The organism is Pseudomonas sp. GW823-FHT05G12, from assembly GCF_058795575.1.
Map to the genome: position 1 here is coordinate 3,798,096 of NZ_CM179501.1, position 22,776 is coordinate 3,820,871.

The 22,776-nt window shown below is 55.9% G+C and carries 24 protein-coding genes and 1 tRNA gene; 10 read left to right on the top strand and 15 right to left on the bottom strand.

Annotated features, from left to right (window positions below; all coding sequences use genetic code 11):
• The first annotated feature begins 9 nt into the window (after nt 1–9).
• Nucleotides 10–1,548, top strand: coding sequence for a conjugal transfer protein TraG N-terminal domain-containing protein (locus tag AC3RCM_RS17335; RefSeq protein WP_103469196.1), 1,539 nt, complete (start codon nt 10–12; stop codon nt 1,546–1,548).
• 4 nt (nt 1,549–1,552) lie between these two features.
• On the opposite strand, the gene AC3RCM_RS17340 is transcribed toward AC3RCM_RS17335, so the two are convergent.
• On the bottom strand, nt 1,553–1,909 hold the full coding sequence (locus AC3RCM_RS17340; RefSeq protein WP_103469197.1) for a GNAT family N-acetyltransferase: 357 nt from the start codon (nt 1,907–1,909) through the stop codon (nt 1,553–1,555).
• A gap of 465 nt (nt 1,910–2,374) precedes the next feature.
• Between AC3RCM_RS17340 and AC3RCM_RS17345 the strand changes: the two genes are divergently transcribed.
• From AC3RCM_RS17345 to AC3RCM_RS17355, 3 genes are all read left to right on the top strand, one after another.
• On the top strand, nt 2,375–2,740 hold the full coding sequence (locus tag AC3RCM_RS17345; protein ID WP_019099029.1) for a DUF3085 domain-containing protein: 366 nt from the start codon (nt 2,375–2,377) through the stop codon (nt 2,738–2,740).
• 298 nt (nt 2,741–3,038) lie between these two features.
• Nucleotides 3,039–3,362, top strand: coding sequence for a hypothetical protein (locus AC3RCM_RS17350; protein WP_232099723.1), 324 nt, complete (start codon nt 3,039–3,041; stop codon nt 3,360–3,362).
• An 86-nt stretch (nt 3,363–3,448) separates the two neighbouring features.
• The gene (locus AC3RCM_RS17355) at nt 3,449–4,387 is read left to right on the top strand and encodes an ArdC family protein (RefSeq protein WP_103469198.1); all 939 of its coding nucleotides are present in this window, start codon (nt 3,449–3,451) and stop codon (nt 4,385–4,387) included.
• Nucleotides 4,388–4,474: 87 nt separating this feature from the next.
• Here the strand turns inward: AC3RCM_RS17355 and AC3RCM_RS17360 are convergent, their stop codons facing one another.
• Both AC3RCM_RS17360 and AC3RCM_RS17365 read right to left on the bottom strand, forming a co-directional pair.
• Nucleotides 4,475–4,840: a histone-like nucleoid-structuring protein, MvaT/MvaU family gene (locus AC3RCM_RS17360; protein WP_103469199.1), complete on the bottom strand. Its 366-nt coding sequence runs from the start codon at nt 4,838–4,840 to the stop codon at nt 4,475–4,477.
• A gap of 124 nt (nt 4,841–4,964) precedes the next feature.
• Nucleotides 4,965–5,159, bottom strand: coding sequence for a DUF7740 domain-containing protein (locus AC3RCM_RS17365; protein ID WP_103469200.1), 195 nt, complete (start codon nt 5,157–5,159; stop codon nt 4,965–4,967).
• Nucleotides 5,160–5,382: 223 nt separating this feature from the next.
• On the opposite strand from AC3RCM_RS17365, the gene mobH reads away from it, so the two are divergent.
• The 3 genes from mobH to AC3RCM_RS17380 all read left to right on the top strand — a co-directional run bounded on the left by mobH (nt 5,383) and on the right by AC3RCM_RS17380 (nt 9,556).
• Nucleotides 5,383–7,098 (top strand): MobH family relaxase, encoded by a 1,716-nt coding sequence (gene mobH / locus AC3RCM_RS17370; RefSeq protein WP_103469201.1) that lies wholly within the window; start codon nt 5,383–5,385, stop codon nt 7,096–7,098.
• A 347-nt stretch (nt 7,099–7,445) separates the two neighbouring features.
• Nucleotides 7,446–8,591, top strand: a complete 1,146-nt coding sequence (locus AC3RCM_RS17375; protein ID WP_146050474.1) for a nucleoid-associated protein — start codon at nt 7,446–7,448, stop codon at nt 8,589–8,591.
• Nucleotides 8,591–9,556 (top strand): GTP pyrophosphokinase, encoded by a 966-nt coding sequence (locus AC3RCM_RS17380; RefSeq protein WP_103469203.1) that lies wholly within the window; start codon nt 8,591–8,593, stop codon nt 9,554–9,556. The genes AC3RCM_RS17375 and AC3RCM_RS17380 overlap by 1 nt, the downstream gene beginning before the upstream one ends.
• A 329-nt stretch (nt 9,557–9,885) precedes the next feature.
• On the opposite strand, the gene AC3RCM_RS17385 is transcribed toward AC3RCM_RS17380, so the two are convergent.
• From AC3RCM_RS17385 to thrS, 10 genes are all read right to left on the bottom strand, one after another.
• Complete coding sequence (locus tag AC3RCM_RS17385) at nt 9,886–10,962, bottom strand: putative phage abortive infection protein (protein ID WP_103469204.1); 1,077 nt, start codon at nt 10,960–10,962, stop codon at nt 9,886–9,888.
• A 1,269-nt stretch (nt 10,963–12,231) separates the two neighbouring features.
• Nucleotides 12,232–12,308, bottom strand: a tRNA-Pro gene (locus AC3RCM_RS17390).
• Between the two features lie 114 nt (nt 12,309–12,422).
• A complete protein-coding gene (locus AC3RCM_RS17395) occupies nt 12,423–12,779 on the bottom strand; it encodes a MerR family transcriptional regulator (RefSeq protein ID WP_003250681.1) in 357 nt (118 codons plus the stop codon).
• Nucleotides 12,760–13,062: an integration host factor subunit alpha gene (ihfA, locus tag AC3RCM_RS17400; RefSeq protein WP_003250679.1), complete on the bottom strand. Its 303-nt coding sequence runs from the start codon at nt 13,060–13,062 to the stop codon at nt 12,760–12,762. Before ihfA ends, AC3RCM_RS17395 begins: the two co-directional genes overlap by 20 nt.
• 4 nt (nt 13,063–13,066) lie before the next feature.
• Entirely contained in the window at nt 13,067–15,448 is a 2,382-nt protein-coding gene (gene pheT / locus AC3RCM_RS17405) for a phenylalanine--tRNA ligase subunit beta (RefSeq protein WP_064491386.1), read from the bottom strand.
• A gap of 31 nt (nt 15,449–15,479) precedes the next feature.
• Complete coding sequence (pheS, locus tag AC3RCM_RS17410; RefSeq protein ID WP_003250674.1) at nt 15,480–16,496, bottom strand: phenylalanine--tRNA ligase subunit alpha; 1,017 nt, start codon at nt 16,494–16,496, stop codon at nt 15,480–15,482.
• A 109-nt stretch (nt 16,497–16,605) separates the two neighbouring features.
• Complete coding sequence (gene rplT / locus AC3RCM_RS17415) at nt 16,606–16,962, bottom strand: 50S ribosomal protein L20 (RefSeq protein ID WP_003250671.1); 357 nt, start codon at nt 16,960–16,962, stop codon at nt 16,606–16,608.
• Between the two features lie 27 nt (nt 16,963–16,989).
• Nucleotides 16,990–17,184, bottom strand: a complete 195-nt coding sequence (rpmI, locus tag AC3RCM_RS17420) for a 50S ribosomal protein L35 (RefSeq protein ID WP_003250667.1) — start codon at nt 17,182–17,184, stop codon at nt 16,990–16,992.
• Nucleotides 17,185–17,244: 60 nt separating this feature from the next.
• Complete coding sequence (gene infC, locus AC3RCM_RS17425) at nt 17,245–17,796, bottom strand: translation initiation factor IF-3 (protein ID WP_012052879.1); 552 nt, start codon at nt 17,794–17,796, stop codon at nt 17,245–17,247.
• Complete coding sequence (gene thrS / locus AC3RCM_RS17430) at nt 17,796–19,718, bottom strand: threonine--tRNA ligase (RefSeq protein ID WP_019751949.1); 1,923 nt, start codon at nt 19,716–19,718, stop codon at nt 17,796–17,798. Before thrS ends, infC begins: the two co-directional genes overlap by 1 nt.
• A 338-nt stretch (nt 19,719–20,056) precedes the next feature.
• On the opposite strand from thrS, the gene AC3RCM_RS17435 reads away from it, so the two are divergent.
• Both AC3RCM_RS17435 and AC3RCM_RS17440 read left to right on the top strand, forming a co-directional pair.
• Entirely contained in the window at nt 20,057–20,362 is a 306-nt protein-coding gene (locus AC3RCM_RS17435) for a hypothetical protein (protein ID WP_012052881.1), read from the top strand.
• Between the two features lie 162 nt (nt 20,363–20,524).
• Nucleotides 20,525–20,737 carry a cold-shock protein gene (locus tag AC3RCM_RS17440; protein WP_003250656.1) on the top strand — a complete coding sequence of 71 codons (213 nt, stop codon included), beginning with the start codon at nt 20,525–20,527 and terminating at the stop codon, nt 20,735–20,737.
• Between the two features lie 199 nt (nt 20,738–20,936).
• On the opposite strand, the gene AC3RCM_RS17445 is transcribed toward AC3RCM_RS17440, so the two are convergent.
• Entirely contained in the window at nt 20,937–21,257 is a 321-nt protein-coding gene (locus AC3RCM_RS17445; protein ID WP_049587634.1) for an I78 family peptidase inhibitor, read from the bottom strand.
• Nucleotides 21,258–21,531: 274 nt separating this feature from the next.
• On the opposite strand from AC3RCM_RS17445, the gene AC3RCM_RS17450 reads away from it, so the two are divergent.
• Entirely contained in the window at nt 21,532–21,744 is a 213-nt protein-coding gene (locus AC3RCM_RS17450; protein ID WP_003250649.1) for a hypothetical protein, read from the top strand.
• Here the strand turns inward: AC3RCM_RS17450 and AC3RCM_RS17455 are convergent.
• Nucleotides 21,716–22,717 (bottom strand): nucleoside hydrolase, encoded by a 1,002-nt coding sequence (locus AC3RCM_RS17455; RefSeq protein ID WP_274139080.1) that lies wholly within the window; start codon nt 22,715–22,717, stop codon nt 21,716–21,718. The two genes, AC3RCM_RS17450 and AC3RCM_RS17455, sit on opposite strands and share 29 nt — an antisense overlap.
• Nucleotides 22,718–22,776 lie beyond the last annotated feature (59 nt).

Consider the following 22,776-nt stretch of genomic DNA (forward strand, 5'->3'; position numbering starts at 1 on the left):
GGTGCAGCCATGAACATGAGCACCAACAGCTACCTTGAGTACTACCTGTCGCTGCTGGCCTGGATCATCAACAACGGCATCTGGAACACCTTGGCGGACACCGGGCTGTTCGCCGCCCCTTTCGGTGCGATCATCCTCCAGGAATGGCTATCAGCTCGCCAACAGGGTGCCGACGAGGGCAATAAGGGCCTGCTGTCGATCCCTCGCGTAGAGAACCGGCTGTGGATGAGCTACGTGGTCATTCTGTTCGGCTGTATGCCGTTCTTCCCGTTGAGCCTTTCATCCGTGACTTTCGACGATGCCGCGAGCCAGCGCTGTGGGGTGTCCATGGCCAGGCCTGCCGACACGGCCTGGGGCACGACCTTCAATACCATCGGCGAGAAGTCAGCAAACGTGCCGGTGTGGTGGTTCCTCGTGCATGCCATGAGCAAAGGCATTACCGCCGCAGCGACCGCGTCGATTCCCTGCGCACCCGACATCCGGGCGATGCGCATGGAGATCGACAGCTCGCGGATCAACGACCAGGTACTGCTGCAGGAAGTCGCCGACTTCACCCGAGACTGCTACGGCTTTTCGCGCTCGCGGCTGTTCACCAATCGGCCCGAGCTGGACGAGTCGCAAAGCTACGATGCGTCCTGGATAGGCTCGACCTACCTGCTCAACACACCGGGCTACTACGATATTGATCGCTCGCGAATGCCCAGGGCCGATTGGCCGTACGACGAGACCCGAGACACCTCCCTGCCCAAACTCGACAGCGGCGCCGGCTACCCCACCTGCAAACAGTGGTGGAGCGACGGCACAATCGGACTGCGCGATCGCTTGGTGGCCGAGGTTGATCCATCGCTGCTCTCGCAGCTGCGGGGCTGGCTGACGGGGCACACTTCTACAGAAGTCGAAGACGCCACCTTACGCGAGCTGGTGAGTCCACGGCAGCAGTCTTTGAGCATGGCGCCTGGGCAAGTGTTCCAGGACTACGGCAGCAGCGCCCGTGGCGGTTCGCTGACGCAAGGGCTGAACAACCTGGCCACCAACACCGGCCTGGCCCTCGGCTCATTTAGTAATTTCCCGGCGATGAATGCGCTGCGCGCGGCATTGCCGATGGTCCAGGCCTTTCTGATCATGGGCACGATCATCAGTCTGCCGCTGGTGCTGCTGATCAGCACTTACCAGCTCAAGGCGCTCATGACGATCACGTTCGCACTGTTCACGCTGCACATGCTGACGTTCTGGTGGGAGCTCGCGCGCTGGATCGACTCGAGCATGCTGGAAACTCTGTACAACCAGGTATCGGTCACAGACCAGGCGCTGTTGTCATTGCCGACAGCAGGCCTCATGGACGGGACAGTTACCGCGCAGGTGATCGAGTACGTGATGGGTGCAATGTTCGTAGTGCTGCCGATGTTTTTCCTCGGCGTCATGAGTTGGGCGGGATACAACGTGGGCAGCGGTATGCAAACGCTCCTCACCCGGGGATCAGAAGGTGCTCAGGTACAAGCAGAAAAGGGATCTTCACAGATCATGTCCGGTGCCCGCAGACTCAAGTAACCAATCACCTGGGGGCCCCGTTATCGTCGTACATTTCTGGGAATCTAAGATGATGTCGAGGGTGGCTCATTTCATGGATCCGGGGCTCTCTCTCAGTACTGATTGGCAGCGCGGCAATGGTCCATAAAGCAAGCATCCCGAGCGCGAGAGATATCGCAACTGAAGCAACGACGAGCATCAGGATCAACTTAACTACCTGAAAGCCAATTTTGCGATATTTGAACGGCACGGCGGCCAAAACGCGGGAGTTCAAAACCGTGGATTCGAATCTGTTCACCACTCGACCAGCACCAACCGCAGCGCGAATAAGATGCTTGCCGATACCGGTGCTGCCAGAAGCCGAGGATGCTTGAGTCGACATTTGATTGCCTCCCTTACCTATAACCGCGCACGCGGTCCAGCCGCTACCGCTAATTTGGATCCAAGCTTTAGCTTACTCCTCTGTCGCTGAATTCCATGACCGTTGATCACTTAGACAACGCGGATTATCGCCGGTGGCGCTCAATGGATAGGGAACATTGCCTTCGCCGAAAAGCACCGTTGACGCAGTGCCGGTTCGCTTGGTAAATCAAGTGTGCAATCGCTGGTTTTCCAGCACCCCAGGTAGCCATAACCTTGGAGGCTACGTCACACATGTGATGGTTACCCCAAAATGCGATACGCGTTCGGCAGCTCGCATGGTCACCGTTCCCCGGTGATGAACGCTTTCTACTCCCCCGGGTTCACTGAACCTGCGTTTTCGTTGCACCCTACTCACATCCATTCCAGTGCTGGGAACTCTCCCACACGGGATGGCGTTCCTCCGCACCCTCTGGAGGATCTCATCATGCTGCGTTTCACAGGCACTGAACTTCACGCCGTGCTGGCCGAGGCCGGTATCAATGGTTGCAGATTGATACTGGTCAAGGACCACGGTGTTTACCTCATGTCCGAGATTGGCGAAAGCAAGCCGGATGGCGGTGGCCGCAAACGCGTGGCCTATGCCACTGGCTGCAACCCCAACGTCGACGACTTCGACACCTGGTGGAATCGCGCCCGCGATGAATTCGGCGGCGACGATTTTGCCGAGTACTTCGACATTGATGATCCTGTCCTCGCCAGCCTTCGCGGTACCGCAGGATCGCTGGTGGTGGAGGCCACGTCCACCCACCTGTACCTGGCCGCCGAGGTTGACCCCGCAGGCAAGTCTTGAACGCAGAAGCGAGCTCCACGCGTTCCCAGAGCGGCACCTTAACCGGCCTCTCTGGGCGCCTCTCGCATCCTTTTTCAGTCGGTTGAAGATCGCCGTTTGTCAGGAGTCCAAGGACGGAAGTCTTCGCTGGAACTCCCTGGATAGAGCCCTCCATATGAGGTGTAGATCGGAGATTGACCTCACGTCCAAGCGCGGTTTAATAGATGGACGCCCCCTGCTCAATGCCTTGTTCAGATTGAGCAAGTCCACGCACGAACCTCACATGAGGTGTCGCGGGATCAGCTACGCGGAGGTCCCAATGTCCAGGATGAAGCGCTTTTCCGATGCGGTGGTACTGAGCCCAGGTGTCTGGCAGCAGTTCATTGCACCTGCCACAGGCGAGGAACCGATTGGACAGTCAGCCATGCGCTTGGCAGACCTGCTCAACAGAGTACTGAACTCGGTACCGCGTACCTCACACTGCCCCATTGAGCTGCAACTCGACTACTCGCGGCGCAACGGCACTTCGGTATCTGCTCACTTGCCGCAGCTTCAACTGGCTCGCATCACGCCACACTGCGGCCCGGTTTTTCTGCTCATCAGGCTGCCCGGCGAAATCGTAGTCGATATCGCCGCCCTCTGACCCTGTCAACACCGCTACTGCCTCACTACCCCACCGGGAACCCTTCCCGGCTGGGCAGCGTTCCCCCTACACGCCCGGAGAACGCCATGTCCGATATCTACCTGGATGTCACCAACAAGATCGTCAGCGCCTTGAGCCAAGGCGTGATCCCCTGGATCAAACCCTGGACCACCACCGGTTCAAGTGCTGACTCCCCTTTTCCCATCAACGCCATCACCCGACGGCCCTACGCCGGCATCAACATTCCACTGCTGTGGGCCGAGGCGCGCCTGCGAGGTTTCACCCAGGATCGCTGGCTGACCTTCAACCAGGCACGCAAAGCTGGTGGCCATGTGCGCAAGGGCGAGCAATCCACCCTCGCGGTGCTGTACAAACCGATGAGCAAGGAGGCGCACGACGAAGACGGCCAGGTCGTTCGCGATGACCAGGGCAATATCAAAATGGTGCAGTTCGCCCTCTTGCGCACGCACTGCCTGTTCAACATCGAGCAGACCGAAGGCATGCCTGACGAGCAGCCAGTCCTTGATGAGCTCACCGAGCCGCCCGCCTTCATCGACCATGCCCCGGCCGAGCAGCTGCTGCTAGCCAGCGGCGCGCAGATCGAGCATTGCTATGGAGATAGCGCGTTCTATCAGCCGCTACGCGATCGCATCCAGCTGCCCACCAAGGCCCAGTTCGAAGACGTCGGCAGCTACTACGCGACGGCCCTGCATGAGCTGACTCACTGGTCGGGTCATCGATCGCGCCTGAACCGCGACGGCATCACCGGCGGGCACGCGTTCGGCTCCGCAGCCTATGCCTTCGAGGAGTTGGTCGCGGAAATGGGCGCAGCGTTTCTCTGCGCACTGACCGCCACCCAGGGAGAATTGCGCCACGAGGAGTACCTGGCCTCCTGGCTGAAGATCCTCAAGGAAGACAAGCGCGCGATCTTCCGCGCCAGTGGCCAAGCCCGTGAGGCCTCGGAATACCTATTGGCACTGCAGTCCGACCACGCCATAGAAGCGACTCAGCGACTCACGGCGTAATTTCCCTTAACCAGCAAAAAGGCCCCGATTTGGGGCCTTTGTTTTGCCTGCAGCGCCGTGGATCGGCCGCTGCAAATGCGCAGTCGATTACTGCAGCCAGCTCTCAACGGTATCCGAGCCGTGTTCCTGCTTCCACTGCTTGAGGATCTTGTGATTGCCACCCTTGGTTTCCACGACCTCGCCACTGTGCGGGTTCTTGTAGCGCTTAACTTCACGCGGCTTGCGCTGAGCTCCGCTCGACACGCTTGCGGCACCCACGCTCACGCCCTTGGACGGGTCCAGAATGGTGATCACCTGGCGCAGGCTCATGCCGTACTCTTCCAGCAAGGCTTTCAGCTTCTGTTCAAACTCGATCTCCTGCTTCAGGCCGGAATCGTTTTTCATCGCATCCAGCTGTTGAAGTTGCGCGGCCAGCTGCGCTTCCAGTGCTTTGAATTCAGCAAGTTTGGACATGAGAGATCTTTCCTAGGTATGAGACATGTGAATGCATAATAACTGAGACACACTCAATATCCGAGTATTAATTCCCAATCTAAGAGTCATTTAATGCGCATTAATTGCAAAACTCTGTGACAGATCAGTCAGCCAAGTTCTGACAGAGATGCGCCACCACTTCGCGAGGCGCCCCGCTGCTGCCAATCTTGAACAAGATGTCGCGCTGGCTGCGCGGCAACTTTTTCGCACAGCGCTTGGCGGCAGACCGAATGGCAGCATCTGTGCCATGAATTCGGTCCGCCAGCAACACGATCAATACAGCATCACTCAGCGTCATCAGCGCCCCAGCTCAGAAAAATGATGCCGGTCAGTCTACCCCCACTCGAAAGGGTCGGCTATGCCGATCGACCGGCTAATCCGATGCGCCACACTTCGGATTATCGCACTCGCGAAAAAGGCAAAGGCGGTAAAGGGTAATGGTGTCAATGGAAGGGGGCGCAAGGGTAAGAGACTTATCCGAAAAGGCAAAAGGACCTTTTGAACGCAAGGCAGGTACTGCGATGAGATGCTGGTGGTTCAAACCGCAAAAAGGCCTTCCCGAAGAAACCACCCCCGCCGTCGTGGGCTTTCATCAACCTCTAACGGCGGAATCACTGCTTGCTGCCAGCCACCGGAAAAGGCTACTCGAGCGCATCTGGCAATACACGGCCCTCTCCCCGCTACAGTTCGAACAACTCTACCTCGAACCGATTCATCGCTACGCCACCTATGTACAGCAACTACCGGCCAGTGAGAGCCATCACCATGCCTATCCAGGTGGCATGCTCGACCACGGTTTGGAACTGGTGGCGTGCAGCCTGAAGTTACGCCAGTCCTACTTACTCCCCAGTGGTGCCGCACCGGAAGACCAAGCTGCGCAGGCTGATGCCTGGAGCGCCGCCATTGCCTACGGCGCCCTGCTGCATGACGTTGGTAAAATTGCCGTCGATGTCCAGGTGGAGTACCAGAATGGTGAACGCTGGCACCCCTGGCACGGCCCCATGAACCAGCCTTACCGCTTCCGTTACAATACCGACCGGGACTACCAGCTACACGGTGCCGCCGCCGGGCTGCTGTATACGCAGATCTTGACGCCCGCGCTACTTGACTGGCTCAGCAGTTACCCTGAACTGTGGAAACAATTGCTCTCCTTGCTGGCCGACCACTACGAGCACGCCGGCACCCTCGGAGAGCTGGTCCTGCAAGCCGACCGGGTATCCACGGCACAGAACATCGGCGCCAACCCCACCAAAGCACTGCAGGCACCTAAACATTCGCTGCAGCATCACCTGCTGATGGGGCTACGCCACCTGGTCAAAAACGAGTTCAAGCTCAACCAGCCTGGGGCTGCCGGCTGGCTCACCGCGGATCATCTGTGGCTGGTCAGCAAAACCGCGACCGACAAACTGCGTGCCTACCTGCTGGCTCAATCGGTGGACGGTATTCCCTCCTCCAATATCGCCTTGTTCGATGAGCTGCAATCACATGGATTGGTGGATGCGACAGGTGAAGGGAAAGCGGTGTGGAGCGCCGCAGTCACAGACGGGGACTGGCAGTATCGTTTTACCTTTCTTCGCCTGCGGCCGGGCCTGATTTGGGCCGATGAGCCCCGGCCAGACTGCTTCAGCGGCAAGGTTGAGCCGTTAATCGACGGTTCCCTAACGACCGGTGAAACAAACGAACTATCTCCGGATCGGCATCCAGCGGCACCAAAAGTTAATCAACCCGTTGCCGTGCTGCGAGATCAGAAATTCGACTACCTCGACGATCTAATAGAAATGTTGCAAGTACCGGGCGAACACGAGAGTGGATCAGGCGCTGAAAAGACGCGATCCGCCACTGCTCCACCAGAGAATGCGGTGGGGCTGGCCTTTCTTGAGTGGCTGCGCCAAGGGGTTCACAGTCATCGCTTAGTGATCAACGACAGCAGGGCCAAGATTCACACAGTCAACGACACATTTTTTCTGGTTTCGCCAGGTATTTTCCAACGATATGCGGCCGAGCATCCAGAATTGGTCGGTAGAGATACCGAGAGTGATATCTGGCGCTGGGTCCAACGCCAGTTTGAGAAGTTGGAAGTTCATAAAAGACAGCCGAACGGCCAAAACATCTGGACCTGTGTGGTAAAAGGTCGACGCAAATCCGGATCACTCAATGGCTATCTGCTTCAGAACGGCATAAGCATTGCAAGTGCAATCCCAAATAATAATCCGCACTTGATATTATCGTCAGCCTAAAAAATAACACGCCAATTAAAAACAACACCTCAAAAACCAAACTCAGCATCGCAGAAGTGAGTGACAAATCACGAGAAAAACTAATCATGCATTTCCAAATGCACCAAGCGCGCGCCACATACGCCCAACCACAAACCAAACCACAATCGTTGCAAAAATCAGCAGACGTACGAGCCGTTACTATTACCTAACAACACATCCCTACCAACGGTGCACCTTATCCACGACTTGGCTCGCAAGATGGGCAGCGTAAACTTTTCGACAACGAGACCGACTTACTTATTGCCTCCTGATTGAAAGCACACTATATTAATAGCCGGTTACCACACCCAAGCACTGGCGATGGGGTGGCCGACTTGAGCCCAGTTAGTTTTCGCTCAAGACCAAAAGAAAAATTAGCCAACACTTGGGATATCATGGAAAAATTCATTTTTGAGGCGCTTTCAATAGAAAGGATGATCGCGCATACAATCTTCGCCAGAACCAAAGATGGCGTACTCGTTCCTCCACAGCTTTCCGAAGAGCTGATCCAGCTAGACGTCGACTCCAAAGATCTTCTTCAAGTACGAATCACTGATGCATTAGGCAGCAACTCTCACGGAATTGAGATAAATGCTGATAAAATTGATTCTTCGTCGTTCATGCAAAAATCGGCTGAAGCAATTCGAGCGAACGAAGCAAGATTTGTAGAGATTTCAAAAGTCATCGCAGCCGACCTCGCAGAGGCACAGACAAATCCCAAATGGCCCGGCGGCGTATTAATTGTGCTCACTGGTAAAGTCGGAAAGCACCAACACCCATTCCTCGCAGCAATCAAAGCAGAAACGGACAAGGGCTTCAATATTGTTGAAAAAAATGGATCAGTGAGCCTCACACTAATTAAAAAGATGCTACTTTCACAGACTCAGCGCCTCTATAAAATTGGTGTCAGCGTAGAAGTATCCTACGAACCTCCAATTGGGAGCCTGTACAAACTAGATAACTATAAGTTTTTCCTTTTTGACCATTTACTTACCAGCACAGAAACAAAAGCAGCTGCTGCTTATTTTTACAACGCGTTCCTAGGCATGAATATTTTGAAATCATCAAAATATCAGACCCGGAAGTTCTATGAAGAAACCAAGACCTATATCAACACACTACCCTTACCACAGCCAGAAAGAGTTGAGTTGATTGAGGCCTTGCGATCTGAGCTCAGAAGCAATAAGGGCACAATGTCTGTTTCTACATTCGCTGCAGAGCATATGCCAGTCGAGATAAAACCCGAGTATATCGCGGTGATGACTGCCAAAGGCCTTCCAGAAACAGCCATGGTCAAAGATCTTGCCTACATCAAGTCCAAGCTGCGGCGGCCTCGTCGTGTCGATTTTAGTACAGGAGTAAAAATCCAAGTACCCGCAGATTTAGATTTCCGAGATCATGTTCAAACACTGGGCCAAGAGAACGGCTACACTAACGTCAGAATTAAGGGCGCCGTGGAGAGCCAAGAGTAATGAAAATTGAGCAGTTTAAAGAACATCTTTCAGCTGCTCAACCCGGCCTCAAAGCTTGGGGAGAGCTCGTTAAAAAAAGTATAAAACGAATCTCAAAAGATCATGACATAAAGTTACAAATATTATCACTACGAGTGAAGGATATAGATTCCGCAATAGGGAAACTTGCGCGAAAGTCTTATACCAACCCGCTACAAGAAATGACCGACCTAGTCGGAGTCCGAGCAGTCTGCTTATTATCAGCCGATGTAGAAATACTCTGCCAGGCAATAACCGCAACATCCGGATGGGAAATTCAAAAATCAAGAGACACTTCAAAAGAATATGAAGAGGCGCCAGACAAATTTGGATATCAATCACATCACTTTGAGATTCGTCCAAAAACAGACTTAGAGCTGGGAGGATCTAAAATATCTAAAACAACTTGCTGCGAATTGCAAATCCGAACACTGATGCAGCATGCCTATGCAGAAGTTGTTCATGATAGTATTTATAAAAGCTCTTGGAAAGCCCCTACTCGTGCGGTAAGATTTGTTTCAAGCAGCGCAGCATTGATTGAAACGGCGGACCACTTATTCTGTGAAACCATGAACATACTTGAGTCAGAATCTAAAATCCGAGGTAGCCTTCTCGAAGAGCTAACGGATATTTACGACTCAACAATAACCACTTCAAAATTTAAGGATCAAAAGTTCAATATGTTGGTCCTTGATAATTTATCCGACGTCATCAACGAGGACACACTGGATAATGTCCGCCATTTGCTAGGTGATAGAGCATACATAACAGAAAGGATAAAATCTCGCTTAGACTCTAATATTTTTTGGTCTCAGCCGGTATCAATTCTCGCCTACCTCTTGGCCGTCGAGCAGCCTTTAGCACTCAAAGAACTTTGGCCATATGCTGAATCCGAAGAATCTCTCGAGATAATTTATAGCGATCTAGGCAAAAAGTACCACAACTAGGGATTTTGCAGATCAGGCCTAAAATGACAACACCACCCACAAAGCAGTCATGTTTCGACTTCTAAGCAATCAGAAATACATCATTTAACACCACAACCCTAAAATAATGATTCAATACACTTCACATAACAAGACGCCACCCAAAGGTTCAAGCCTTGCACTCAATTTAACTCAAGACTTGTCCACAAGCACAGATGCGAGGGAGGCGTGAGAAAAGCCGAAGACCTTAATGCTGCATGAACAAAAGGGACCAGCCTAACTTAACGCAAGCATCAATAGCATATACTGCACGCCCCACTTAGCTCTAATTATTAGCCCGAACGCAGCATCTACCGCTTCGTACTTAAATGCGCCCTGAGCTTAAAGCCATCAATCTTTTCATAGCCTGCATATGCCATTTCATTGTACAGATTAAAAGGAACCTCCGAGTGATCTCCAAACACTTCAAGATCCATGTGCTTAAGTAAAGAAAAGCGCTCTACATAATACTTAAGGCCGTGACCCTGGACAGATAAGCAATTTAAGAAAATCACTCGCAATTCGCTCGGGCTCAATTGAGCTCGAAGCATGTTCGCATATTTCCTTTGAGAGATATAATTATCAATCCACGCCCTTAAATTTGCCCTAGAGCTTGGCTTTGAAACTCGCAATGCATCCATCCCAAAACCATCTACATGCTTCATTATCTGATAGAGATTTCTGCAATAATGAGCAAGCCTACTACTATAGTACTTTTGCATATTCGCACTATTAGTATCAAACCGCTGTTCGTAGCGAGCGACTGTCAATCCTGAATATGGCTGTGGAAAATACATTTCCGCAAGCTTATCAAAAGCCAATACACCATGATAAATATTGCTTGCCTCCCTGCCATCCACACCGTACTCACTCACACTTACTTGCAAGTCATTAACCAGCCTAGAGTGAACATCCAACAGCCTGAAGAAAACCGACTCAAAATTTTGCCTTTCGAATATCTGGCTTTGCTGAACTTGGATTCTATGATTTTCCTTAGCATCGTCTCTTGCAAGAGCCAATTCTTTACTTTGAACTCTTAGGCTATATATAACCGCTACTAGCGCTGCAAAACTTAATAATGGATTGAGCACTCCACCAACAAAATCTCCGATCTGCCCCCAATGCGCTGCAGTACCGGCATTTTTAACGTCAAACCAAGGAAGATCTATGCCATACTGAAAGTGCACGATTACGGCGCCAGTCACGAATAGAATAGGAACTACGGCTATCAGCGCAAGCAGATAGACTCCATTATCCCGCACCAAAGCTATCTTTGATAGCCAGTACATCTTGATCCGCTGAAGCTCAAAATTTGAAAGTACTTCCCAAAGATCCTCTAGATTCCCCGAATGAAGATCTTTCCGTTCTTCTTTTTTGTTAAAGCCCATACTGGTACAGCCCCAACTGCCGCGATTAAGATATAAAATGCGTTTCAGACCCGATAACTTCCATGCAGAGCATGCTCAACAGCAATCAAAAACATCTCCGTGACACCTTCGCACCATACATAGCCAGAGCCTTTTTTTGGCAACCCGCAAGCAAGGAAGCGAGCATGGACGAACCAGCCACAGATATCAAGTGGCCATCATGTTATAGTTAACCGATGCGAGCGCAACAGTACTTAATCGAAGACTCGCAGCCGTTGTGCACGATGGATTCGTGCATGAATGAAAGTCAAGAATGAAGTCAATTTGACTCGATAGACTCTCTTGTAGAAAATTTGCGTGTCACTAAACAGCAGATCTCGGAATTCAGGTGACCTGCTCCCAAGCTTCTAGGTGCACGCTTTATCACTCGATCATGACTTACTGTGCAACTCATGGTTTGCGCCACTTCAGCGAGACCGCTGAGCGTGTCGTGCATTTTGATTATCCAATTCAGGGTGTTTGGCCTTACCGTTGATCGGCTCGCCCTACGCCAAGGCGCGGAAGGCCGACACATAACTACGGTCGAGGTCAAAATAGCCGCGTGAGCACCGATGGTGAGCGCAACCTTTTGAGTATGCGTGTTTGGCTGTCAGGAACCGAACCATTTCGGGCGGATCTGCATTCAAAACCGCATGCGGCGTGGCCTACGCGGGGTAATGCCTTTCAAGTCTGATGAAAGCGAGGCATCGATTCAGAACGAGCTAGCAACGCCCAGCGCTCACGCATCCTCTTCTGGTTTCTAGTGCTGCGTGATTTTTCTGCGAAACCAAACATGACTGACTAGTAAGCTAAGCAAGAGAAATACTCAAATCTCTCAAGCACAGCCCAGCATACCAGCCGGGGCTTTGGGTCAGCATGTGCACCACTATCCGCACAGCACCATAGAAAGCCGACCTGAAAATGGGGGACCAAATGGGGGACCAAAAACGACCAGGCACAAAAAAACCCTGAAAAATCAGGGCTTTAATGAGGATTAGTGGCGGAAGCGTAGAGATTCGACCACATATCCGGGAACACTCCACCCGAAAAATTATACAAAAGCCGCTTCCGCGGCACTTATCACAATCAGTCCGCCTATCTGCTCGACTGGCCGATAATGACCTCCGCAGAGAAACGCAGGCGATTTCTCGGGTGGGGGGATAAGTAGGGGTATTTTTCCGATCAGTGAAATTTCTGATGCTCATAAAAAAATCCAGTCACCGCTAAGTGACTGGATTTTTTGGAGTTATTTGGTCGGGACGGAGTGATTCGAACACTCGACCCCTTGCACCCCATGCAAGTGCGCTACCGGGCTGCGCTACGCCCCGACTGGGCTTTGAAGCATGTTCTCAATCTTGCCGAGAACGTTGAAGAATTTACCCTAACCCTCTGATAAATGAAAGCTTTTTCTCAAAAAATTTTCCACTCATCAGAAACCCAGCTTACTTCTTCAAAACCACCAACACATCCTCCAACTCAACAATCATCTGCCGAATCAGCTGCTTGTACTGGCTGGATTCATCTTTAGCCTCATCACTGGAGAGCCTCAACCGCGCCCCGCCAATGGTGAACCCCTGGTCATACAGCAGCGCTCGAATCTGGCGGATCATCAGCACGTCCTGCCGCTGGTAATACCGCCGGTTCCCTCGCCGCTTCACAGGGTTTAGCTGGTCGAACTCCTGCTCCCAATACCGCAGCACGTGTGGCTTTACGGCACACAACTCGCTCACTTCACCAATGGTGAAGTAGCGTTTGCCCGGTATGGGGGGCAGTTCGTCGTTATGGCTTGGTTCCAGCATAGGCCTCAACCCGGGCCTTCAACTTCTGCCCTGGACGAAAGGTGACGACGCGCCGTGCGGTGATCGGGATCTCTTCCCCTGTCTTGGGGTTACGGCCCGGCCGCTGGCGTTTGTCGCGAAGGTCGAAGTTGCCGAAACCGGACAGCTTGACCTGCTCGTTCTCTTCAAGTGCGTGCCGAATTTCTTCGAAAAACAGCTCGACCAGCTCCTTGGCCTCACGCTTGTTAAGCCCCAGCTCCTCGTACAGCCTTTCGGCCATCTCAGCTTTCGTCAGAGCACCCATGCCGTTATTTCCTTAACGTGGTGTTCAACCTTTGTTCGAGCGAGGTGAGGATGTTTTGCAGGGTAGTGTTCACCTCATCGTCGTTAAGAGTGCGCGATGGATGCTGCCAGGTCAAGCCGACGGCAAGGCTTTTTCTATCAGGATCAATGCCTTTACCTTGGTACACATCAAACAGCCTGAGGTCTGTGAGCCATTCGCCTGCATTGTCACGAATTAATTCAAGCACCGCGCTAGAAGCTACATCACGTCCTGCGATCAAAGCCAGGTCACGACGGGTTTCCGGGAACTTGGACAGTTCGCTGAATTTCGGCAGGCGGCCTTCGACCACGTCGCCCAGCACCAGCTCGAACAGGAACACCGGGCGGTCCAGGCCCAGGGCTTTGGCCAGCTCCGGGTGGATGGCGCCGAGGTAGCCGACCAGCTTGCCGTCACGCTCGATGGCAGCGGTCTGGCCTGGGTGCAGGGCTGGGTGTTTGCCGGCGCTGAAGGTGAAGTCGCTCAGGGCGCCGGAGTAACCCAGCAGGGCTTCCACGTCGGCTTTGACGTCGAAGAAGTCGACGCCGTCGCGGCCGTTGGCCCAGCCTTCTGGCAGGCGGCTGCCGGTGATGACGCCGGCAATCATTGGCTGCTGCTGCAGGTCACCCAGTTGGCCGACAAAGCGCAGGCCGCTTTCGAACAGGCGCACGCGGTCTTGCTGGCGGTTCAGGTTGTGCTGCAGTGCCTTGACCAGGCCCGGCCACAGCGAGGCGCGCATGGCGGCCATGTCGCTGGAGATGGGGTTGGCCAGCAGCAGCGGCTCTACGCCCGGGCTGAACAGTTCGAACAGTTTCGGGTCGATGAAGCTGTAGGTGATGGCTTCCTGGTAGCCGCGGGCAACCAGCAGGCGGCGCAGGGTCGGCAGGTCACCGCGGGTTTCCGGCTTGCCCTGTGGGGCCAGGCGGGCTTGCGGGTAGCGTACCGGCAGGTTGTTGTAGCCGTACAGGCGGGCCAGCTCTTCGATCAGGTCCACTTCCAGGCTGATGTCGAAGCGGTGGCTTGGTACGCTGACGGTCCACTGCCCTTCCCCGCTCTTGGTCGTGGTCAGCTCGAGGGCGTTGAGCAACTGCTCGACCTGGGCTGGGTCCATTTCCATGCCAAGCATCTGGGTGATGCGTTCGGCGCGCAGGGTGACCGGGGCTACTTGTGGCAGGTGCTGTTCGCTGACCGCTTCGACCACCGGGCCGGCTTCGCCGCCAACGATGTCCAGCAGCAACTGGGTGGCGCGCTCCATGGCTTCGCGGGCCAGTTGCGAGTCGACGCCGCGCTCGTAGCGGTGCGATGCATCGGTGTGCAGGCCGTAGGAACGGGCTTTACCGGCGACGGAAATCGGCTCGAAGAAGGCGCTTTCCAGGAACAGGTCGCGGGTTTTTTCGGTGTTCACACCGCTGTGCTCGCCCCCCATGACGCCGGCGATGGCCAAGGCGCGGGTGTGGTCGGCGATGACCAGGGTGTCGGCACGCAGGGCAACTTCCTGGCCGTCGAGCAGGACGAGCTTTTCGCCCTCTTCGGCCATGCGCACGCGGATGCCGCCGTTGATTTCTGCCAGGTCGAAGGCGTGCATCGGCTGGCCGAGTTCGAGCATCACGTAGTTGGTGATGTCGACGGCGGCGTCGATGCTGCGAACGTCGCTGCGGCGCAGGCGCTCCACCATCCACAGTGGGGTTGGCTTGCTCAGGTCGACGTTACGGATAACGCGGCCAAGGTAGCGCGGGCAGGCAGCCGGGGCGCTGACTTCGACCGGGCGCACTTCGTCATGGGTGGCCGCTACGGCTGGCACCACCGGGCGGGTGACCGGGGTGTCGTACAGGGCGCTGACGTCGCGGGCCAGGCCGGCGATGGACAGGCAGTCGCCGCGGTTCGGGGTCAGGCCGATTTCGATGCTGGCATCATCCAGGCTCAGGTACGTGCGAATGTCTTCGCCAACCGGAGCGTCGGCAGCCAGTTCCAGCAGGCCGTCGTTTTCTTCGCTGATCTGCAGTTCGGCAGCCGAGCACAGCATGCCGAAGGACTCGACACCGCGCAGCTTGGCCTTCTTGATCTTGAAGTCGCCTGGCAGTTCGGCACCGATCATGGCGAACGGGATCTTGATGCCTGGGCGGGCGTTAGGGGCGCCGCACACAACCTGGAAGGTTTCCTGACCGCTGCTTACCTGGCACACGCGCAGCTTGTCGGCGTCCGGGTGTTGTTCGGTGGCGAGAATTTCGCCCACGACGATGCCGCTGAACTGGCCGGCAGCGGGGGTAACGCTGTCAACTTCGAGGCCGGCCATGGACAGGCGGGCGACCAGTTCGTCACGGGAGACTTGCGGGTTGACCCAACCGCGCAGCCACTGTTCACTGAATTTCATGCTGTTCTCCTGAAAGTTGCGTCGATTGGGCCTAGCGGAATTGGGCTAGGAACCGCAGGTCGTTGTCGAAGAACAGACGCAAATCGTTGACGCCATAGCGCAGCATGGCCAGGCGCTCGGCACCCATGCCGAAGGCGAAGCCCTGGAACTCTTCTGGGTCGATGCCGGACATGCGCAACACATTCGGGTGCACCATGCCGCAGCCCATCACTTCCAGCCAGCCGGTTTGCTTGCACACGCGGCAGCCGTTGCCGGAACACATCACGCACTGGATGTCGACTTCTGCAGACGGCTCGGTGAAGGGGAAGAACGATGGGCGGAAACGGACCGCCAGTTCTTTCTCGAAGAATACGCGCAGGAATTCTTCGATGGTGCCCTTGAGGTCGGCGAAGTTGATATCGCGATCGATCAGCAGGCCTTCGACCTGGTGGAACATCGGCGAGTGGGTGATATCCGAGTCGCAGCGGTATACGCGGCCCGGGCACACAATGCGGATGGGCGGCTGGGTGGACTCCATGGTCCGCACCTGCACCGGCGAGGTGTGGGTACGCAGCAGCATGTTGGCATTGAAGTAGAAGGTATCGTGCATCGCCCGCGCCGGGTGGTGGCCGGGGATGTTGAGCGCTTCGAAGTTGTGGTAGTCGTCTTCCACTTCTGGGCCTTCGGCAATGCCGTAGCCAATGTGGGTGAAGAACTGCTCGATGCGCTCGAGTGTACGGGTGATCGGGTGCAGGCCACCGGTGGCCTGGCCGCGGCCTGGCAGGGTGACGTCAATGCATTCGGCAGCCAGGCGAGCGCTGAGCTCGGCTTCTTCAAAGGCAGCCTTGCGGGCATTGAGCACAACGGTGACGCGCTCTTTGGCGTCGTTGATCAGCGCGCCGACTTTCGGCCGCTCTTCGGCTGGCAGGTTGCCCAGGGTCTTCATCACCTGGGTCAGCTCGCCCTTCTTGCCGAGATAATTAACCCGGATCTGTTCCAGGGCGTTGATGTCTTCAGCGCGCTCCACGGCCTCTAGGGCTTGGGAGACCAGCGCATCCAGGTTTTCCATGTACAGACTCCAGATACGAAAATAGGGGAAGAGCTTTGAAGGCTCTTCCCCTATCGATGACGTTCAATGCCCGGCAGCGCTAGCACCGCCGGGTGATTGTCGCGGGTACTTAAGCCAGAACGGCTTTAGCTTTCTCGACAATCGCAGCAAACGCCGCTTTTTCGTTCACTGCCAGATCAGCCAGAACCTTACGGTCGATTTCGATCGAAGCCTTTTTCAGGCCAGCAATCAGACGGCTGTAGGACAGACCGTTGGTGCGGGCACCGGCGTTGATACGAGCGATCCACAGTGCGCGGAACTGACGCTTCTTCTGGCGACGGTCGCGGTAGGCGTATTGGCCTGCCTTGATGACCGCTTGCTTGGCTACACGGAATACGCGCGAACGTGCACCGTAGTAACCTTTAGCCAGTTTCAGAATTTTTTTGTGACGCTTACGAGCGATAACGCCGCGCTTAACACGAGCCATGAGTAACTTCCTCTATCTTAACCAGAATTAACGAACGCGCAGCATGCGCTCGACTTTTGCGACGTCGGACGGGTGCAGCAAGCTGGCACCGCGCAGTTGACGCTTACGCTTGGTCGACATTTTGGTCAGGATGTGGCTCTTGAAAGCGTGCTTGTGCTTGAAGCCCGAAGCTGTCTTCAGGAAGCGCTTCGCAGCACCGCTCTTGGTTTTCATTTTTGGCATGTTGGAACTCCGCATTCGATAAAATTACACATAATCATCAGGCCTGCCGTGCCCGGGAGATTACTTCTTTTTCTTGGGGGCGATGACCATCATAAGCTGGCGTCCTTCCATCTTCGGATGCTGCTCAACGGTGCCGTATTCGGCGAGGTCGGCTTCGACCCGCTTCAACAGCTCCATGCCCAGCTCCTGGTGGGCCATCTCACGACCACGGAATCTCAGAGAGATCTTGGCCTTGTCCCCATCGGTAAGGAAACGTACCAGGTTGCGTAGTTTTACCTGGTAATCCCCATCCTCCGTCCCTGGACGAAACTTGATTTCTTTGATCTGGATCTGCTTCTGGTTTTTCTTGGCTTCGTTAGCCTGCTTCTTCTTCTCGAAGAGGTGCTTGCCGTAGTCCATGACCTTGCAGACGGGTGGTACCGCGTCTGCAGAGATTTCTACCAGGTCCAGCTTCGCTTCATCAGCGATACGCAGCGCTTCATCAATCGAGACGATGCCAACCTGCTCGCCGTCTGCGCCAATTAACCGAACCTCGCGGGCCGAGATATTCTCGTTGATCGGGGCCTTCGGTACAGCACGCTTATCGTTTCTCATTTCACGCTTAATAGTCATTACTCCGATTCTTGGCGACCACGCCGGGAAACCGCTTGTGTCAGCAGCTCAACGAATTGGGCGACGGGCATGGAGCCCAGGTCTGCGCCTTCGCGAGTACGCACAGCGACGGTTTGCGTTTCGACTTCGCGGTCCCCTATAACCAAAAGGTACGGGACCTTGAGCAAAGTATGCTCGCGGATTTTAAAGCCGATCTTCTCATTTCTCAAGTCCGACTTGGCACGGAAACCGCTTCCGTTCAGAGATTTCTCAACCTCGAGGGCGAAATCGGCCTGCTTGTCGGTGATATTCATGATCACCGCCTGGGTTGGGGCCAGCCACGCCGGGAACACGCCCGCGTAGTGCTCGATCAGCATGCCGATGAAGCGCTCGAACGAACCGAGGATGGCGCGGTGCAGCATGACCGGGCGAACTCGGCTGTTATCTTCGGCGATATAGCTGGCATCCAGACGCTCTGGCAGGTTCGGGTCGTACTGCAGGGTACCGCACTGCCAGTTACGGCCGAGGCAGTCGCGCAGGGTAAACTCGATTTTCGGGCCGTAGAAGGCACCCTCGCCCGGCTGGTATTCCCACTCAAGGCCGGATTCGTTCAGGGCGTCGGCCAGTGCTGTTTCAGCACGGTCCCACAACTCTTCGGAACCGACACGCTTGGCCGGACGAGTGGACAGTTTCATGGCGATGTCGCTGAAACCGAAGTCCTTGTACACGTCCAGGGTCAGCTTGATGAAGTCGGCGGCCTCTTTCTTCACCTGATCTTCGGTGCAGAAAATGTGCGCATCGTCCTGTACGAAGCCACGCACGCGCATGATGCCGTGCAGTGCGCCGGACGGCTCGTTACGGTGGCAGGCACCGAACTCGGCCAGACGCAGCGGCAGGTCGCGGTAGCTTTTCAGGCCCTGGTTGAACACCTGCACATGGCACGGGCAGTTCATCGGTTTTACCGCGTAGTCACGGCTTTCCGACGAAGTGGTGAACATGTTTTCGGCATAGTTGGACCAGTGGCCGGAACGCTCCCACAGGATGCGGTCGACAACCTGCGGGGTCTTGATTTCCTGGTAGCCGTTTTCGCGCTGCACGCCACGCATGTACTGCTCGAGTACCTGGTAGACGGTCCAGCCGTTGGCGTGCCAGAACACCATGCCCGGGGCTTCTTCCTGCAGGTGGAACAGGTCGAGCTGCTTGCCGATCTTGCGGTGGTCGCGTTTTTCGGCTTCTTCGATGCGCTGGATGTACGCAGCCAGCTGCTTCTTGTCAGCCCAGGCCGTGCCGTACACGCGCTGCAGCTGCTCGTTCTTGGCATCGCCACGCCAGTAGGCGCCGGACAGCTTGGTCAGCTTGAATGCCTTGAGGAAGCGGGTGTTCGGCACGTGCGGGCCACGGCACATGTCGACGTATTCTTCGTGGTAGTACAGGCCCATGGCCTGTTCATCCGGCATGTCTTCGACCAGACGCAGCTTGTAGTCTTCGCCACGGGCCGTGAACACATCGATGACTTCGGCGCGCGGGGTCATTTTCTTGACCACGTCGTAGTCTTTTTCGATCAGCTCCATCATGCGCTTTTCGATGGCGGCCATGTCTTCTGGGGTGAAGGGGCGCTCGTAGGCGATGTCGTAATAGAAGCCTTCGTCAATGACGGGGCCGATCACCATCTTGGCGGTCGGGTACAGCTGCTTCACGGCGTGGCCAACCAAGTGGGCGCACGAGTGACGGATGATCTCCAGTCCCTCTTCATCTTTAGGGGTGATGATCTGCAGGGTGGCGTCGTTGCTGATCAGGTCACACGCATCGACCAGCTTGCCGTCGACCTTGCCGGCAACGGTGGCCTTGGCCAGGCCAGCGCCGATGGAAGCGGCTACTTCGGCTACGGATACGGCGTGATCGAACGAACGTTGACTGCCATCGGGAAGAGTAATAACGGGCATGGCGCCTCCTCTCCTAGTGGTGACCCCTACCAAAGGTCACGTGGGTTGGGATGAGCCAGTACAAGATCCGACCTGCCTTCCGGTAAAAGGAAGCCTGCCCCACAGTGGCAGAAGCCTTTCGGCTTGTCAGGGACGAACCAGAGTGACTGGAAAGAAAAAAGATAGCTGCAGCCGGCAACAGCGCGACTGCAAGCCGAGCATGCTAGCACGCGGGTTGCACCCCAGGCAGAAATATTTGGAAATTGCACCGCAGCGGTGAACTAACGCGGAAAAATACCGCTCAGACTTTGGGAAGCAACCTACTCTTGATGAGACCTTAACCCAAGGAGTAACTGGTGATGCGAGTTCCGTCTCTTCTGGCCCTGGCGGCCGCTGGCGCCCTGCTGCTGCCCGTGGCTGCGAACGCCGGCAACTTCCCAGCCGGGAAGGAGGCCGCCTACATGACCCAGTGCACGCAAGTGGCCAGCGGCCAGGGCGTTGACGCTGCCACCGCGAAAAAACACTGCGACTGCGGCGCGCAAGCCATCAAAAAGAATTTCACCGACGCCGAGATTGCCGACCTCGACAGCAAGGACGGCGTTGACGCCAAGCTGATGCAGAAGGCGCAGTCGGTGGTGAAACAGGCCTGCGCACCGAAGAGCTGAAACCTTAAAGCCGGTGATGGCCAGCCATTCTTTGAGCTGGATCAATATCCTGCGAAGGTAAAAGGCGCTAGATGCGCAGAATTAGACTATGATGTATCCCGTGCTCCGTAGCCTCGGCCGCATTGCACCACTGAAAAAACTAAATGTTCTGGAGATTCACCCATGTCCAATCGCCAACAAGGCACCGTCAAATGGTTCAATGATGAGAAAGGCTACGGCTTCATCACCCCAGCAGGCGGCGGCGACGACCTGTTCGTACACTTCAAAGCCATCGAATCTGACGGCTTCAAGAGCCTGAAAGAAGGCCAGACTGTTTCCTTCGTCGCCGAGCGCGGCCAGAAGGGCATGCAGGCTGCACAGGTTCGTCCGGAGTAATTCGGATAGCTGTAAAAAAACCCGCCCTTGTGGCGGGTTTTTTTATGGGTGATGCATCATCTGAAGGGGCGGGATTGCCTGCGAAACAGACTTTAGGGTGAATGGCACGGGCTTCGCCCGTGTTCGCGGGTGAACCCGCTCCTACAGGCGACCGCGCAGGCTTTTCACATTTTGCGCAAGGCAGTTGCCCCCGCGTGCATCAACCGCAGTTGACGCGGGTTACCCTGCCCTGCTCGTCCACGTTCAGGTTCAGGCGCTCGGAGCGGTACTCCAGGGTGACCACGTCGTGCGGCTTGAGAATGCGCGCCATCTGCGAGCCGCTGGCCTTGCGTGCCTGCTCCAGCAATTCGGCGCTGGCCTGCTTGCCCATGGCAAAGTCGGCACCACTGGCTTCGCAGCGGCCATCGTTGCCCGCTGACGCGGCCGGCGCACCACCGCCATCAGCATTGCCACCAGTGCTGCAACCCGCCAGGACAGCAGCCACAGCCAGAGTTGCCAGGTAAGCACGGGTACGAAACATGAAGCCTCCTAAATCGGTCCGGGAACTGCCTGATCCGACAGCTCCGCTCATCATTTGTTGCAAAACCGGTCAAGTCTGCCTGAACTGCAGCAGCGAGGCGAAAAGCAATCGTGACCGGATTTTGCACAACGTGCTGTGTTTGCCATATGCTTAGCCCGCACGGTCACCGGCGCAAAGCCATGATTTGCTGCAAGAAGTGGAGCGCATCCCGCCTCCATCGAACACCAGGGTCAGGTGTTCCTCCTTCGTTCCGGGCCCCTAGCGAGAGCTTTTCATGAGCACCCACAGCATCGATGCCGATATCAAGGTCAAATGGGCCGAGGGCCAGAGCGCGTACAGCCCTGGCACACCGGAAGAGTTGCTGCTGATCGCCATCGACCTGTTGGTGCGCGACAACGGTGCCGAGGCGGCACGCAGCTTCATCGACCAGGTGTTCGAGCGCTACGCGCCGCACGCGGCTATTCCAATCGCGCCAGACGGGCACTGAGCAGGTCGAACAGCCCCTGGGCATCACCCTGCTCCACCCACAGCACATTCGCCGGCCGCTTGAGCACACCGTACCAGTCTGCAATTGTCTGGCCGAAAGTGGGCCCTTCGCGGCTGTCGATGCTCATGTGGATACGCCGGCCGCTGAACAGCTCGGGCTTTAACAGGTAAGCGATGACGCTGGCGTCGTGCACAGGGCCGCCAGGTATGCCATACACGTCCATGTCGTGGGTGATGTAGGCATTGAGGATATCCACCACGCGCTTGCTGGCCTGGTTGTTCACGGCTGCCAGTTGCTTGAGGCGGGCGTTACTGGTCAGCAGCTTGTGCGTGACATCCAACGGCAGGTAGGTCAGCTGCACGCCGCTGGCCAGCACCACTTCGGCGGCGTGCGGGTCGGCGTAGAGGTTGAACTCCGCCACCGGGGTGATGTTGCCGCCGTTGAAATGCGCTCCCCCCATGACCACCACCTCCTTGATGCCTTTGACGATGCTCGGGCGCTGGATCAGCGCCAGGGCCAGGTTGGTCTGCGGGCCGAGCATGGCGACGGTGATGCTGTGCGGTTTGGCTGCGCCGAGGGTATCGACCAGGTATTGCACGGCATTGCCCTGGGCCAGGGGCGCTTTCGGCTCGTGCACCTGTACGCCGGAGAGGCCTTCTTCGCCATGAACGTCGGCGGCGTAGATCGGCGTGCGCACCAATGGGCGGCCGGCACCGGCGTACACCGGGATGTCTTCGCGCCCCGCCCATTCGCGGGCCAGGCGGGCATTGCGCGAGGTCTTGTCCAGGCGAACGTTGCCGGCCACGGTGGTGATGGCGCGGATACTGAGTTCGTTGGGCGAAGCCATGGCCAGAAACAGCGCCACCACATCGTCGGCGCCGGGATCGGTGTCGATGATCAGGTCGATGGGTGCGGCCTGGAGGGTGGAGGCTGCGGCCATGAAGACGACTCCTTGTAGCAGGGACTTGAGCATGGGTGGCACTCCTGTTGCCTATGAATCATGCGTATACACAGCCCGACGTCCTTTGTGGA

Coding starts and splice junctions, on each gene's coding strand:
- AC3RCM_RS17350 (WP_232099723.1), top strand. CDS start 3,039: ATGTCCAGGATGAAGCGCTTTTCCGATGCGGTGGTACTGAGCCCAGGT.
- rpmI (WP_003250667.1), bottom strand. CDS start 17,184: ATGCCAAAAATGAAAACCAAGAGCGGTGCTGCGAAGCGCTTCCTGAAG.
- AC3RCM_RS17345 (WP_019099029.1), top strand. CDS start 2,375: ATGCTGCGTTTCACAGGCACTGAACTTCACGCCGTGCTGGCCGAGGCC.
- AC3RCM_RS17455 (WP_274139080.1), bottom strand. CDS start 22,717: ATGCTCAAGTCCCTGCTACAAGGAGTCGTCTTCATGGCCGCAGCCTCC.
- infC (WP_012052879.1), bottom strand. CDS start 17,796: ATGACTATTAAGCGTGAAATGAGAAACGATAAGCGTGCTGTACCGAAG.
- thrS (WP_019751949.1), bottom strand. CDS start 19,718: ATGCCCGTTATTACTCTTCCCGATGGCAGTCAACGTTCGTTCGATCAC.
- AC3RCM_RS17385 (WP_103469204.1), bottom strand. CDS start 10,962: ATGGGCTTTAACAAAAAAGAAGAACGGAAAGATCTTCATTCGGGGAAT.
- pheT (WP_064491386.1), bottom strand. CDS start 15,448: ATGAAATTCAGTGAACAGTGGCTGCGCGGTTGGGTCAACCCGCAAGTC.
- AC3RCM_RS17340 (WP_103469197.1), bottom strand. CDS start 1,909: ATGTCGACTCAAGCATCCTCGGCTTCTGGCAGCACCGGTATCGGCAAG.
- AC3RCM_RS17380 (WP_103469203.1), top strand. CDS start 8,591: ATGAAAATTGAGCAGTTTAAAGAACATCTTTCAGCTGCTCAACCCGGC.
- AC3RCM_RS17360 (WP_103469199.1), bottom strand. CDS start 4,840: ATGTCCAAACTTGCTGAATTCAAAGCACTGGAAGCGCAGCTGGCCGCG.
- AC3RCM_RS17450 (WP_003250649.1), top strand. CDS start 21,532: ATGAGCACCCACAGCATCGATGCCGATATCAAGGTCAAATGGGCCGAG.
- mobH (WP_103469201.1), top strand. CDS start 5,383: ATGAGATGCTGGTGGTTCAAACCGCAAAAAGGCCTTCCCGAAGAAACC.
- AC3RCM_RS17395 (WP_003250681.1), bottom strand. CDS start 12,779: ATGCTGGAACCAAGCCATAACGACGAACTGCCCCCCATACCGGGCAAA.
- pheS (WP_003250674.1), bottom strand. CDS start 16,496: ATGGAAAACCTGGATGCGCTGGTCTCCCAAGCCCTAGAGGCCGTGGAG.
- AC3RCM_RS17335 (WP_103469196.1), top strand. CDS start 10: ATGAACATGAGCACCAACAGCTACCTTGAGTACTACCTGTCGCTGCTG.
- ihfA (WP_003250679.1), bottom strand. CDS start 13,062: ATGGGTGCTCTGACGAAAGCTGAGATGGCCGAAAGGCTGTACGAGGAG.
- AC3RCM_RS17445 (WP_049587634.1), bottom strand. CDS start 21,257: ATGTTTCGTACCCGTGCTTACCTGGCAACTCTGGCTGTGGCTGCTGTC.
- rplT (WP_003250671.1), bottom strand. CDS start 16,962: ATGGCTCGTGTTAAGCGCGGCGTTATCGCTCGTAAGCGTCACAAAAAA.
- AC3RCM_RS17355 (WP_103469198.1), top strand. CDS start 3,449: ATGTCCGATATCTACCTGGATGTCACCAACAAGATCGTCAGCGCCTTG.
- AC3RCM_RS17440 (WP_003250656.1), top strand. CDS start 20,525: ATGTCCAATCGCCAACAAGGCACCGTCAAATGGTTCAATGATGAGAAA.
- AC3RCM_RS17435 (WP_012052881.1), top strand. CDS start 20,057: ATGCGAGTTCCGTCTCTTCTGGCCCTGGCGGCCGCTGGCGCCCTGCTG.
- AC3RCM_RS17365 (WP_103469200.1), bottom strand. CDS start 5,159: ATGACGCTGAGTGATGCTGTATTGATCGTGTTGCTGGCGGACCGAATT.